This window comes from Fulvivirga aurantia (assembly GCF_009711475.1).
Lineage (GTDB): Bacteria > Bacteroidota > Bacteroidia > Cytophagales > Cyclobacteriaceae > Fulvivirga > Fulvivirga aurantia.
On sequence record NZ_SMMD01000906.1, the window covers coordinates 1 to 15,552 of the forward strand.

At 40.9% G+C, this 15,552-nt stretch carries 7 protein-coding genes; all 7 read right to left on the bottom strand.

The features are described from left to right. Positions 1-423: RNA polymerase sigma factor (locus E1176_RS16055; protein WP_155211888.1), on the bottom strand; the 423-nt coding region annotated here is incomplete at its 3' end. Between the two features lie 63 nt (positions 424-486). Then, positions 487-1,209 (bottom strand): tetratricopeptide repeat protein, encoded by a 723-nt coding sequence (locus tag E1176_RS16060; RefSeq protein ID WP_155211890.1) that lies wholly within the window; start codon positions 1,207-1,209, stop codon positions 487-489. 33 nt (positions 1,210-1,242) lie between these two features. Next, a complete protein-coding gene (locus E1176_RS16065) occupies positions 1,243-2,664 on the bottom strand; it encodes a CCA tRNA nucleotidyltransferase (protein ID WP_155211893.1) in 1,422 nt (473 codons plus the stop codon). Positions 2,665-2,784: 120 nt separating this feature from the next. Continuing rightward, on the bottom strand, positions 2,785-3,810 hold the full coding sequence (locus E1176_RS16070) for a PorP/SprF family type IX secretion system membrane protein (protein ID WP_246206097.1): 1,026 nt from the start codon (positions 3,808-3,810) through the stop codon (positions 2,785-2,787). Beyond that, complete coding sequence (locus E1176_RS16075; protein ID WP_155211894.1) at positions 3,807-7,616, bottom strand: PKD domain-containing protein; 3,810 nt, start codon at positions 7,614-7,616, stop codon at positions 3,807-3,809. The genes E1176_RS16070 and E1176_RS16075 overlap by 4 nt, the downstream gene beginning before the upstream one ends. 162 nt (positions 7,617-7,778) lie before the next feature. Further along, positions 7,779-8,819 (bottom strand): PorP/SprF family type IX secretion system membrane protein, encoded by a 1,041-nt coding sequence (locus E1176_RS16080; protein ID WP_155211896.1) that lies wholly within the window; start codon positions 8,817-8,819, stop codon positions 7,779-7,781. Between the two features lie 19 nt (positions 8,820-8,838). After that, complete coding sequence (locus E1176_RS16085) at positions 8,839-15,537, bottom strand: PKD-like domain-containing protein (RefSeq protein ID WP_343030552.1); 6,699 nt, start codon at positions 15,535-15,537, stop codon at positions 8,839-8,841. Positions 15,538-15,552: the final 15 nt, after the last annotated feature.

Sequence of the window (15,552 nt, forward strand, 5' to 3'; positions counted from 1 at the left end):
TAAATAGAGAGAAAACACGACTCTATATCCATCCGGCAGTTGATTTATAGCCATTTTCACCTGATCAATACTTACACCAAAATCTAGTTCTGCAGGTGATTCATCTACATAATGCTCGGGTTCATCAATCGGTACAAATTCCAATTGACTTTTTTTAATCGCATTTAAGGCCTTATTAATAACAATACGCTTGAGCCAGGCGCCAAATGTAGCTTCGCCTTTGTAGCCATTGATATTTCGAAATGCACTTACAAAAGCATCTTGAAGTACATCCTCAGCGTCTTCCTGATTATTGGTAATGCGAAAGCAAATGTTATACATCGCCTTAGCATATAAATCATACAGCCTGCGTTGGGCATACCTGTCGCCTTCGCGGCAACGATTTATAAGAGTGTGGTGAATGTTTTTATGCTTTTCTGCCAAGGTAGTCTCAGTCAACTACTATATAGACAGAAAAGCATTTAGGAGGGTTGCATTTATAGCAAATTACTTATCGACTGAAGCCAGATTTTCTTTGGCCATCGCAAAATCAGGTGCTATCTCAAGTGCTTTGTTATAAAATTCTTTTGCCTTGGCCTTATCGCCCTGCTCCTGATAAACTAAGCCCTTAAGGTTGTAAAGCGCTACCTTGATTGGGTATTCTTTCTGTTCGCTGGATGTGGTTTGGAAAACAGCACTCATTTCTTCCAACTCTTTCTTACCTAACAAGATATCTGCGTTGGTCATGCTCTCGGCATATCTACCTAGCTCATACTGCAAAAAAGCAATTTTATATAGAACCTGCACCTCGTCTGTGAGCAAGTAAAGACTCTCATATTTATCAAGGGCTTTATCTTTGGCACCAAGCTGCTCGAGTGAGTTGGCGTTGACTTCTAAACCACCAATGTGATTTTCGTTACGCGTAACCAAATCATTTGAAGTAAGGGCTGCAGAAGCATATTGCTGCATCTGAAAATATAAAGCAGACAGTGAATACAAAATAGAGTCATTTTGAGGATTTTCTACCAGAAGGCTATACAATGCGTCTTTGGCTACTCTATAATCGTTGTAGCGAAGTGCTGCCTGATACTTGAAGGCATAATGGCTGCTGAATATTTGTCGTGCTGTAGGTTGCTTTTCTTTTGATTGTAACTGTCCAACCTCTTTATCCTGGGCTGAAGTGAGAAAAGCAACTAAAACTAGTGCAGTAACTAAAATCGATCTTAACATATTGATTTAAAATTTAATAAGCGGCAAATCTAACTAATTTTGAACTTCTTTTTCTAACCCCTTTTGTTTGGCGATTTTGAGCATATACGCTCTGGCTTCCTCTTCATTGTTTCTTATAACACCTTCAAGTATCGCCTCTTTAATCTGCTCTTTTATTTCGCCCACTACCCTACTTGGTTTTAGGTTAAAAGTATTGATGATTTCATCACCCGAAATTGGGGGTTGAAAGTTTCTAACACGATCTTTCTCCTCCACTTGTTTCAATTTCTTTTCAACCTTCTTAAAATTGGCCAGGTACTTCTTCACCTTGTGGTGATTTTTTGAAGTGACATCAGCTCTGCAAAGTGCTAGCAAATCGTTTACATCATCACCTGCCTCGAATAATAACCTCCGGATGGCAGTATCTGTAATATTGTCTTTTACAAGAGCAATAGGCCTCAAATGAAGTCTTACGAGCTTCTTTACATAATTCATCTTCTCATTAAGCGGCAATTTTAGCTTTCTGAAAATACCCGGAACCATGCGCGCACCTTTATCTTCATGTCCGTGGAAGGTCCAGCCGACTTTTTTATCAAATCGTTTTGTAGGTGGTTTGGCAATGTCATGCAGAATGGCTGCCCAACGCAACCAGAGATCATCAGACTTCTCTGCTACATTATCCAGCACTTGTAAAGTATGGTAGAAATTGTCTTTATGAGATTTGCCGTCAATGGTTTCCACACCGTGTAAGGCAATCATCTCAGGAAAAAACTGGTGTAACAAGCCACTGTGAAATAATAGCTTGAAACCATATGAAGGGGTTCTTGATAAGATTATTTTGTTGAGCTCCGTGGAAACACGCTCCATAGAGACGATGCTCATTCTTTCGCAATTCTCGACAATGCCTTCAAAGGTGTTTGGCTCAATGTCAAACATCAGTTGTGACGCAAATCTTACAGCACGCATCATTCTCAACGGATCGTCAGAAAAAGTAATTGAGGGATCGAGAGGAGTTCTAATGGTTTTTCTTTTTAAGTCTTTGAGCCCATTAAAGGGATCAATTACAGCCCCATAATTATGTGCTTGCAGACTAATTGCCATGGCATTGATCGTAAAATCACGTCTGTTCTGATCATCCTCAAGCGTGCCATCCTCTACAATAGGTTTGCGACTATCTTTACGGTAAGATTCCTTTCTGGCACCTACAAACTCGAGCTCCCAGTCTTTGTGCTTGACCATAGCGGTACCAAAGTTTTTAAAAACACTCAACTTGGCGCTATTAAGCGCTTTTGAAACCTCAGTAGCCAATGCAATACCACTACCAACACAAACAAAGTCGATATCCTTTGAGCTTCTTTTAAGTACCAGATCCCTTACGTAGCCCCCTACTACATAGCTTTCCAGATCAAGTTTTTGTGCGCAAGACGCAACAGTTTTAAAGATTGATATATCGTTGAGTTGTGCCGAAAAATTCATGAAATATGTTAATGGCTGTTTGGTATCATTGCGGTATTATTACCCGGTATACCATCAAAATCAGTGCAAAGTTAGCACTAAATTAATAAGCTAAAAACATCATGTAGACTTTGGTATTTGCTATTTGGTGAATGTCGGACAGGGAATGAATTTGTCTTTGTGTTTTACTTTACGTCTTAGCGAAACATCAACACTATACTTGAGTGCAATTTCATGTGCTCCACCAGAGACCGAGCTAAGGTCTGAGATAGTAAAATCGTAGCTGTAGCCAATTTCAAGGTTATCAAATTGCATTCCTAATATCATCACCAAAGCATCCTGACTCACATTGTCTTTTGTATCTTGCTGTATAGGTATCCCCCTATACCAGGCACCAATCATTACCGGTGAATAATTGAAATGTAAACCGACATCCAGCTGGTCAAAATTGCCTTGATTTTGATAAACAAACGAAGGCGATATACTAGACACCCTATCTCTTTTAAAAACTCCATTATAAAGCGGAATCTTCACCCCTGCGTGTAAAGATTTTTTCATAGGCACCTTACTCTCTACATCTAATAAAGACTTATTTGGAGTATTGATATGGCTGGCAGAAAACCCTGCCCAGAACGTCTTGTTGTAGATCAAAATCCCAGCCCCAAAATCAAAATAATTGGCACTGCCCAGGTTGTTCATCACTTGTGAGTCTGTAGTTGGCGCCTGACCACGGTCTGAAAAATCAAGTTGATCGCCAAAAACTAATTTATTAAAATCGATATCGCGCATACCGTAGCCAAAAGACAAACCTGGAGTTACCACCCACTTGTCTGATAACTGCACTTTGTACGAGTAGATAAACTGAAGCGTAGTCGAAGTTAAGTCTGCCGAACCAGCTTTATCTACGGTTGCTAAAAATCCAACACCACTTCTTACTTCTGCCACATTATAATCATAGGAGAAGGCATAGGTCACGAAACCATTAGCTATCGCGGGCCATTGATTCCTATAATTTGCTATCAGGCGATGATTGTTACCCGTACCTGCAAAGGCAGGGTTTAGGTAAAGGGGTGCCGAATAGTATTGCGAAAAATGAGGGTCTTGTGCCCTCGCCTCGGTAAATACGATTGCAATAATTACAAATACAAATACTATCCTCTTCATCATCTTATCAGATTTACATCACCCACTCTGGTAGCACTCTCACCACTATCAAAAACAAGGCTGAGTTTGTAGACGTACACGTCTTGCGGCATCAATTTTCCTTTATAGTAGCCGTCCCAACCTATGCCTTTGTTTGTTGACCTAAATAATAGCTCACCCCATCGATTAAAAATGAGCATCTCAAATTCTTTTACTTGCTGTGTTTTTGGTAAGAAAATATCATTAGCCCCTGGTGCTCCTCCAGCTTCACCACCCGAAGGACCTGAAGGATCTGGCGAGAAAGCATTTGGTATAAGTATGCGACCAACAGCCTTGGCTTCTACAATACCTTTACGCGTGAGCGTATCGGCACAACCACTGCTGTTTTGAGCTATCAACGCGATATCATACACACCCTCTTCCTGATAATAATGAATAGGCTCTGCCTCATTAGAAGAGTTACCATCTCCAAACTCCCAGGTAAAGGAAGAAGCACCTGTAGACCGATTGGCCAGGTAAATTGGATTATCCGGTACCAGCACAACAGCAGGGCGTACTTCAAAAGCAGCTACAGGTTGTGGGTATACCCGGATGATATCAGTTTTTGTTTTTGTAATGGTGTCTTCTAAAATGTTAGAAGCTGTTAATGATACAGTGTAAAGACCTGGCTCATAATATGTATGTACCGGATCTGCCGCCACTGATGTACCCTCACCTTCTCCAAAATCCCAAAAGTAACTATCAGGTTCTGCATACTGGCTCAGGTTTTCAAATCTAATGGTAAGTGGCGCGCAACCACTTGCCACATTAAAATCAAAGTCTACCATAGGTGGTATCGGATTTATCTTTACAGTCTTGGCCACCACTTTCACACACTCATTAAGAGATATCGTAAGCGTAATGGTATAATCGCCATAAGTCTCATAAGTGTAACTGCCTATATTCTTTGCGGTAGAAGTATTTCCATCACCGAAATCCCACAAATAAGTCCACGGGCCATCGTTAGTAGTATTTACAATATCAACTGTGGAATTGGGCAGGGTTTGCACCAATGGACTTACATCGAAATCTGCGTTAATATTGTAGGAGGCAGGTACTGTATAGTTTTCGATAGTTTGGGCGCTCTCACAGCCTGCAAAATTTTCTGTAATTAGCTCGATAGAGACTTCAATATCACTGTTGTTTCTGGTAGTGAGATGCGTAATCTCATCGTTGGTACCTGTGATTGTATTTATAATTACTCCGTTTTCTTTTACCACCCATTTGTATTCGGTCAGGCCTTTTTGCAAAGCTTCTGCTTTTACCTGCATGATTTCACAGTCGAGTGTGAGTGTATCTAATGCCATGGTACCGTCAGGTACAGGATTAATTCTTATCACACGCGTGGAGTCTCCTGAGCAACCAGAAGGCAGTGTAGACGAAAGTGTGACATCAAAATTTTTGATTGATTGCGAATTGTTTTCAAACGAATATGTAAATGACGGGATAGTGCCCGTGCTTTGCTGAAAAATCTGACCATTCTCATCATTTATGGTCCAGGTGTAATCTGTAGGATTTAGTGATTGAGTTTCCGGGTCTACAGCAAAATCGACAGATACAGGAGAACAATTATCAGCGAAAGGCGAATAATTTAAAGAACTAAAACCAGATCTAGGACCAGGTAATACGGTTATACTAATAGGAGCACTCACAGTTTCACAGCCTCTTTGTGTCACCGCTCTCAACCTCACATCAAAGGTTTTATTAGCCGTTGTTAAATTCTCGAAATCTCTGGTAAAAACATCTGAAAAGTTAGCATCAGATGGATCCTGAATAGAATCAACCACATAACCGCTACCCTCATCGATTTCCCAAATATATTGAGTTATCACATCCGGTTGGCTTCCAACGCCATTATTGGTAAAGTTTACGGTAAGTACACTACAATCATTGTTATTGTCAGCTGTGATATCTGCTATTGGCATTGGGTCAACAACCACTGTTTGCGTTACAAAATCGCTACAGCCGTTTTGATCCGTCATAATTCTCAGTGCCACTTCATATGTTCCGGCCGCAGGGTAAGTCCTATCGAAATCTACCTGATTATCGAAAGCAGCATCTTTGTTAAAGGTGACTCCATCGTAATCAAAATCCCATTCCCAAGAAACGATGATTTCGCCATTGATAGCATTTAGAGTAGACTGATCAGTAAAATGAGTCGAAGAACCTTCGCATACCCTATCAACCACAAAATCTGCCACAGGATTTTCATAGACTATAACTTCTGTTTCGTAGATATTCTCACAATCTGTAACAGCATCTTTGATACGTAACCGAGCACGGTATACGCCTATATTGATATAGCTCAAATCAAATGGGCCTAATGGATTAGAAGAGTAACCAGGTCCAGGTTCCTCTCTAATCAGTGTGTTATTTTCATCATAAAACTCCCATCTCCATCGAGTAGTAGGCGTTACTGTTCCTACACTTATATCTTCAAATCGTACATCAAAAGTTTGTGGGTTGGCAGGGTCCTGACAAAAGGCAGGTGTAATTGGGTTACCAGCCAGATCGGTAGTTTCAATCTGAGCTACTAGTGAAGGTGTAATGTTAACCAAAACATCAAACTGGGCCATACAATTACTTTGTGCTGCATTGTTAGTAGCCGTAAGCCTAATCAGTTTTTGCCCGGATGTGCTGTACGAAAAAGTAGGGTTATTGGCATTAGAAGTGGCTAATGAAACTGTACCGGTATTATCATCGAAAAATTCCCAGCTATAACTATCCGCCCCAACACTTTCATTATCAAAGTAAATAATATCACCAATACAAAAATCAGTAGTAACAACGCCTGCAGCATTATCTTTCCTGGTTAGAAAATCGGGTGTAGGCGCATCTACAATCCTCACATAAGCTGTCGTAGAAATAGCCTCGTCATAGTTGGGATCCGCTGCATTGCCATTAAATGGATTACAAACATTCCAATTAAACATAGTCACTTCAAAGACGCTACCTACAGCGTTGGCTGCGTTGGCAGGGGCATTTATCGGAAAAGATACTGACAAAGGACCGTCAGCCGGAAATGGTATGGCATCGACCGGACCAAAATATGCTGCTGTAATCAAAAGTCCTCCTGTACCACGTGTATCGGTAGTAGCTAAAGCACCTGTTCCATCAGTTAAATTTTGAACACCTCCATCATTTAAGCTTAAGTCTCTGATACTGTTGCCGGCATTGTGATTGGTACCATACACAAATTGTACATGACGTTGTTGCCTGTTAGGATTATCGGGTTCTGCCGTTAAATTACAATTAAAGAAAGAATCGTCAGCAAAAACTGCATTGGTAACTGCATCTCCATAGCATACATCATAAAATTCGGGAGTGATGGACAGGTTGCCTCCAAACTCATTATCTCGTGCCCATGAAAAGGCACGCTGCTGTTGCTCAGAAGTCGGGCAAACGGCTCCATTTATCAACACAAATGCAGTAGGAAAGTAACCACATTCGTTATTGACGGGATATGTAAAAGTGGCTGTCGCAGTAAATTTAGTATCTCCTGCTGAAGCTATAAGTCCAGAGCCAATATCTACAAAAGTGGTAGAGTTGGCAGGATCATTCCACTCGAAAAGAATCCCAATAGAATTAGGATTTTGAGCTACATTAAAACTGTATGTAATTGTGTAATCTGTTACCGAAGTAGGTGCACAATCCTGATCGGTATTAAAAGATATATCAAACTGAGACCTCAGTGTATTACACTGGCTTACGGCATCTTTTATACCAATAGCGGTCATTAATAATATGACCAGCCAAAATATGTAATGAGCAAAAGGATTTTTTATGGACAAAGCTTCAGTGTTTTAAAATTACCACTAAAGCCAACTGCAAGACACCAATAAATACGCGAAAATAAAGAAAAGAAACCCTTACCTAGCTGGTTATCAATAAATTATCGATAAGGCGTAATTTTCAGCCATGAGCCGTATTTTGCTTACGATGAACAGACAGTATTAGTTCCAGAAACCTGCCTTGCTGTTAAATGTAGGACAAGGAAGTTGTTGATATTTCTTCTTCACCCCTCGCCTGAAAGGCTTAGCCACAAATTCATAAATTATAGATATTTCATGAGCTCCGCCTGTATCAGCGCCTAACTCAGAAATTGTGAAATCATAACTGTACCCCACTTGAAAAGTATTGAACTGCAACGAAAGAACAAATGCCAGTGCGTCTTGCAAATTATCACTTGCTTCATCTGTTTCTAACTGAAAGGCTCTTGGCACAGGAATACCTCGATACCAAAAACCAATGGCTACGGGGTCTATATGATACTGCAAGCCAAGGTCTAACTGTTGAAATGGCCCTTGTGACCTATAAATGAAGGATGGTGTCAGATAATCTATCTTTCCGGTGATTTTCATCCCTGTCTTCAGTGGTATGCGCATACCACCATGGAAATTCATTTTCATTGGTAGCCTTGCCTCCCCTCCTAATACAGATCGGTTAGGCTGATTGATGTGGTAGGCTGCAAAACCTAACCATACCATTCTGTTGTATAGAATTATCCCAGAGCCAATGTCAAAAAAGCCGGTGGTTCCTAACCTGTTTACATCAGGGTCACTTGTAGGTACACCCGTGTCTAGTTCATCGCCAAAAGTAAGTTTATCACCTACGCTTTGCTGTCCGTATCCAAAAATCAACCCTGGCGATACCACCCAGTCTTTACTTACCCGTAGTTTGTAACTATAAAGTAAACTCGCTGTTGATGTACGCCATCCGGAACTGCCTTGCTTGTCAGTAGTAGCCATAAGGCCAAAACCACTTTTAAGCTCTCCTACAAACATTTCATAAGAAACAGCATAGGTCGAATAGGCCTGGGGTAATGTAGGCCATTGCAGGCGGTGATTAAGCACCACACGCTGCTGGGGTGTGATACCCGTAAAGCCTGGATTGAGGTAAAGTGGTGCGTTATAAAATTGTGAAAATTGAGGATCCTGCGCATAAAGCCCAAGACTAAATCCTATTGCAAATAATGTAAGTAGTAGCTTTTTCATCTTTAGTAAACCTTCACAATTACCTAATCAATGTTACATCTCCCACCCGTGTCGAGCGTTGCCCATTAGACAAGGTCAACTCGAGTTTGTAAACATACACACCAGCCGGCAAAAGCTTTCCGTTGAAATTATATCCATCCCAACCGATGTTTTTGTCATTACTTTCGAATACCAGATTACCCCATCTATCATAGATAAGCATTCTGAATTCTATCACTCCTTGCGTAATTGGCAAGAATACATCATTTAGGCGTGATCCAGATCCACCGGTACCACCACCGAGAGATCTACCATCAGGGTTTGGTGTAAACGCATTTGGCGTTTTAGTAAAGCCACCTTCTTCTACCACAATTACATTAGTCGTAGTGTCCGTACATCCATTTAAGGTTGCTGCTTCTAATTGTACAACATACTCACCCGGCAACTCATAGAAATGCTGTGGAGAAGCTAAGGTCGATGTGTTTCCATCACCAAAGTCCCATTCGTAAGAGTCAGCCCCGATACTTCTATTGACAGGCTTAAATGGATCATCCGGAATATAAACCACCTCTTGTATCACATTGAAAATAGCCGATGGCGTTTCGAAAATATTCACTATTACCACATCTCGGGCTTCCTCACCATATCCATTAGTAGCAGTCACCGTTACCTGATATGAACCTGGCCTGGTGAAGGTATAACTTGTATTAGGTGCATTGGCAGTATTACCGGCCTCATCAAAATCCCACACAATAGTTTCAGGATCTACATTTCTGGATAGGAACAACCCGTCAGCATCTTCCAGGTAACTATTAAAGTCTACTGTAAATGGAGGACAGCCACTAATCTCTTTTTGAAGATTGTTTGGTGAATTTGCTCTATTACAATCAGCTCCAATACATCCTATTACAACCGGAGATGCCGGAACAACCCTGATAAAGAAATTCTCTACGTCATTACAATTGAGCGCATTGGGTGTCTCAACCTGCAGTTCAACCGCGTAACCTAAGCTCCCTTGAGGTGATGGCTCATCAAATGTATAAGTAACTGTTGCTGTGGTAGGCGTTATTACTTCTTCACCAATTTGTAAACGATAAGTATTCTGAGGATTAAAATTATTGATTCTGAATTCGACTGTAGCTTCACCTGTGTCAAAATCTAAGTTAACATCAGGCGGATCATTTGTAAACGCAAAAGTATTACCAGCATCTGCTCCTCGTACATCAAAGTCTGCAAGTGCTTCTTCAAATACCACATTTACCACATCACCAGATCCCGCAATACATCCATTTGCATCCACTACCTGCACTAGTTCATAAGAAACTGTTTCTGTAGCCAATATAATATGTTGTGTTGGTAGGTTACTAAAAGTTTCAACGGTAGTACCACTGGCATCAGTTTTATTCAATGTCATGGTAAAAGGTGGTGCGCCAGTAAATTCAAATTGAATTGCCTCGGCAGAACCAACACATCTGAACCTAGTATCTGTTCCATCGTCTTCATCAGGAAGAATACTTGCACTTACTGGTGGACTCAAAGTCATGGTTACAAAACCAGGTATGAATCCATCGCAAACTGATCTACCCGGATCGGCAGTAGCTTTGTCATAATAAGCTTCTATTCTATACCTAATTATTGCCTGACTTGTACCAGTATTTGTTACAGTATGATTAATCAAATCACCATTCGTACCCGTACCGATTGGTCCTATGGCCCCAAAATCAACACTACCTGCTAACACTTGTGCTTCCCACTCGAATCGGGTGCCAAGTACATTTCCATCCAACGGAATATTAGCAACATCTCCAGAGCAGCGTTGTACCTCAGTGTCAGCAACAACTACATCTGGTATAGGATTGACTGTGACAAAGATTGATTCTGTAGGTCCTGTACAACCAGGGTCGAATAATGAAGCTGGAGTTACAAGATATTCCAGAGTTTGAGGAGTGGTAGAGTTGTTTATTAATGAAATGAACATTTTACTTCCCAATCCATTAAACTCACCATCTACAAAAGTATTATCATCAACTGTCCAGGAGCTTATCGTATTATCAACATCTGTGTTAAGATCGATTTCTCTTACCTCGCCACTACATACCTCAACAGTGCTTTCTGAAGGTGTTACCACTGCTCTAGGTCTTACAGAAACAACTAACTCAACCGAATTAGCGTCTCCAATACAGTCTGACCCTACATCACTACCCACAATTCTTGGGGTAAACTGATAAGTAACTGTCTGATTGCTTGTAATTCCGACACCATCAGCAATATTTATTTCGTCAGTCAGCTCCTCTCCGTCTTGTAAAACTAAACCAACAGCACTGAATCCAGACACTGAAGGATCAGAAGCAAAAACATTAGTTAATTCAAATTCAACTATACCAGAGCCAGAGGGAGTCTTAGTCGTTGAAATCGGATTTACTGAAGGCAAAGTATTTAATGCCACACCCTCACAAACCGTAACAAAAGATTGAGCGAAAGAACCTGTTGGATCAGGCTCTACAAAGACACTCACTATAGTTGGTGTACCTGCTTCGCACCCCACACCATTCTTAGCACCGATAATTTTCGGAGTAATAGTGTACTGTATTTCACCTACTGTAGTACCGAGATTTCTCAACTGGTCTTCAATCACAAATCCATTTGATAGATTTTGTCTTGTAAAGATAGCTCCAGTAATAGCACCTATCGGTGTTGCCTGTACATCAAAAGTCACGTTGCCTGCTGTTGGCACTGTAGGTGAGGACAGTGTAATCGAAGTCAAGTCATTATTACAAATGTTCTCATTTAGCGGCTGAACCATCGTAGGTTCCGGCTCTACTGTTAACACTGTAACCTCAGCTGGACCCTCACAACCTGCAGCACTAATCGGCACTATGAGGTATTCTACAGTTTGAGGGTTGTTAGTATCATTTATAAATTGATCGTTCTCGATCTCACCTGTATTTGCTGTTATTGTTCCATCAGGTGTTTGGTAAATGATGTCTCCAGGTCCAAAAGAAGGATCTGGTGTCACAGATACTATTCTGTATTGAGTTGCCGGTGCACTTCCGGTAGTTGTACCGAGTGTAATACCAGATGGCTCATCACTACATACCACTGCGTCAATATCTGCCATAGCAGGAGCAGGATTAATTCTTACTGTTAAGATAAACTCATCTCCATCGCAACCTCCTGTGGTAGGTCGAACAGTATAACGAACATCCCTAAATGAACTCTCAACGTTTATATATCGGTCGTTGAAAATAGCATTATCAGAAAGCCCGGTACCTGTAGTTGAAACAATTGGCGTAAGGTCTGGATCTATGGCCACACTTATAATATCGTAGCTATCTGCTGCAATTGACGTAGGCTCAGTTCCTAGAGTAACTCCAAGCGGAATATCACTACACACTGGCGCAGGACTTATTGAGGAGTCGAATACCGGCTCGGGTAGCACTTCGAAAGTAAATGACTCTGTTTCGCCTGCACATGATAGTGGACCAATGCTGATCGGTACAATATCGTAAGTCACTAAAATACTGCCATTCGTAATATTGGTATAAGAATCTCCTTCGATAAGGTTTGCTCCACCAGTTGCTCCGATTACAGTATTACCTGCATCGGCAGAAAGACCTGCTGGAACAGTTACATTTTCTAACCTATAGCTTCCTGCAGCTACGGATGTTCCATTTGTGCTTAATATGATACCCGTATCTTCATCACTACAGCCCGTTGCATCTAATGCAGGGTTTACAACCGGCATAGGGTCAACCGTAACTGTAATATTAAATGGATCGCCAGGGCACGCACCGTTATTTGGAACTACCTGATACACTACGTCAAGTGGTGTACTCGTCACATTTACATAGAAATCATTTTCTATAGCGTTTGCTCCAAGCCCGGTTCCCACAGTTGGTGTTCCTGTAAGACCTGCGTCCTGAGATATCAATGATATATCAAAATCAGTAGGGATCACAGAAGACCCATTATTTTGCAAAATAATCCCTGTAGTTGAAGGGTTGTTGGCTGAATTACTACAAATATTAGCTGTAGCTAATGCTGGATTCATTACAGGTTCAGGTGTAATACTTACCGTAATGGTAAAGTTATCACCCTCACATAAATCAGCAGTTTCAGTAGGTGTTACTGTATAAACCACATTTTGAATAGCATTGGTTGTATTAGTGATCACATCATTGATAATACTGCCAGATTGTGGTGTAGTACTTTCTCCGGTAACAAACGCATTGTTTGCCGCAACCCAGGTAAAAGTAGAAGCCATATTATTTCCGCTTGTATTCACATTGTTTTGTAGGTCGTAAGCCAAAGCATCATCACTACAATAAGCATCTGTATCATTTACACCTACTGGTTTAGAATGAACGGTCACATCTATTTCAAAATCATCTCCTACACAACTGTTGATGTTGGCAGTTGGAGTTACAGTATATGTAACTACTTCATCTCCACCAGAGGTATTTACAAGCACGTCACTTATAATTGCGCCTGATTGATTAGTTGTGCTTTCGCCTGTTACATTCGGGTTATCTGCTGCTACCCAACTAAAGCTGGAAGCCATCGCATTTCCTAAAGTATTTATATTATTCTGCAGGTTGTAGTTAAAAGCAACATCTGAGCATGTTTCATCTACATCATCAGCTCCCGCTGGCTCAGCGAGTACCGTTACACTTACAATAAAATCATCACCCACACAACCATTTGTCGTTTCTGTCGGTGTTACTGTATAGTCCACCACCTGATCAACACCTGATGTATTTGTCAACACATCGTTTATAGTTCCTGTGGTTTGTGCCACTAAGCTCTCTCCAGCAACATTTGGGTTATCATTTGCCACCCAACTAAACGTTGATGTCATGCCATTACCAAAAACATCTATGTTATTTTGCAGTACATAGTTGATCGCAATATCACTACACTCTGTGTAAGTATCGTTGCCGGATGTAGGCTCTGATTGTATAAGTACAGAAATCGTAAATGGATTACCCACACAGCCATTTGTATCATCTGTAGGAGTTACCGTATAGATAACCGTCTGGTCGAGGCCTGTTTCATTCGTGATTACATCTGTAATGATCGAGCCTGTTTGTGGTGTCACGCTCTCTCCTGTTACGCTCGCATTAGGACTGGCTACCCAACTAAAGTTAGAAGAGAGACCATTCATGGTGTTTACATTGGCCTGAAGGTCATAGTTAAAAGCTACATCACTGCAAGAAACATCGTTATCATCAACCCCAACAGGTTCCGGATTTACTGTAATTGTAATGTCAAAAGGATCTCCTATACAATTGTTGGTATCGTCAGTTGGTGTAACGGTATACACTACGTCCTCAGGTGCATTTGTATTGTTTGTAATTACATCGATTATTGATGCTCCTGCCTGAGCCGTCAGGCTCTCTCCTGTTACATTAGGATTATCTGCAGCAACCCAACTGAAATTACTACTCATACCGTTGCCTAATGTATTTACATTGTTTTGCAGATCATAGGTTAAAGCCACATCGCTACAGGCTATGTCACTATCATCTTGACCAACTGGCTCTGAATTAATGGTTATTTCTATTGTAAAATCTTCACCAACGCATGAGTTTGTATTGTCTGTTGGAGTTACTGTGTAGGTCACAACCTGAGACACCCCGGTAAGGTTAGTAATATTATCATTAATTATCGAACCTGTTTGAGCAGTCGTTGATTCTCCGGTAACTGATGGATTAGAAGCCGCTACCCAGCTGAAATTACTGGCTACTCCATTTCCTAAACCATTTACATTGGCCTGCAAATCATAAGTTAAGATCTGATCGCTACATGAAATATCTGTATCATTAGCTCCAACCGGTTCTGGCTGTACAATTATTGTAACTTCGAAATCGTCACCAGCACACCCATTAATTCCCGTTGGTGAAACGGTATAAACAACACTCTGATCCACATTCGTGAAATTTCTTAGAAGATCATTGATTACAGGCAAGGCTTGTGCCGTTAGGCTTTCTCCTGATACATTAGGGTTGTCAGTGGCCATCCAACTGAAATTGGATGTTCTACTATTTCCCAGAGAGTTGATATTACTCTGTAAATCATAAAGGGTTGTGTTATTACTGCATATCGTTTTTGTGTCATCGACACCTAAAGGTTCTGCCTGTACAGTAACACTGATTGTAAAGTCATTACCTACACAATTGTTTATCGTTTCAGTAGGTGTCACAGTATACTGCACCACCTGATCTACAGTAGAGATATTAGTAAGTACATCAGTTATGAAATCACCAGATTGAGCAACAAGACTCTCCCCACCAACATTTGGATTGTCAGTGGCAACCCAGCTAAAATCTGAATCCATATTGTTACCACTTAGTGAATTAATATTTGCTTGAAGATCATAATTGAAAGCAACATCACTACATGTCGAGGTTGCATCATCACCCCCAAGTGGTTCAGATTGCACTGTGATAGTTACTGTAAAAGGATCACCAACACAATTATTGGTATTGTCTGTAGGTGTCACTGTATAAATTACATCCTGATCACTTCCAGTAACATTAGTAAGAACATCAGTGATAAAGCCACCGGTTTGTGCGGTTGTAGACTCACCTGCAACTAAAATATTGTTGGTTGCTACCCAAGTGAAATCAGACGCTAAGCCATTTCCTAATGTGCTAATATTGTTTTGAAGATCGTAATTAAAAGCGACATCACTACATACTGAAATTCCATCATTTATACCTACCGGCTCCGGATTCACTGGAATGGTAACGGT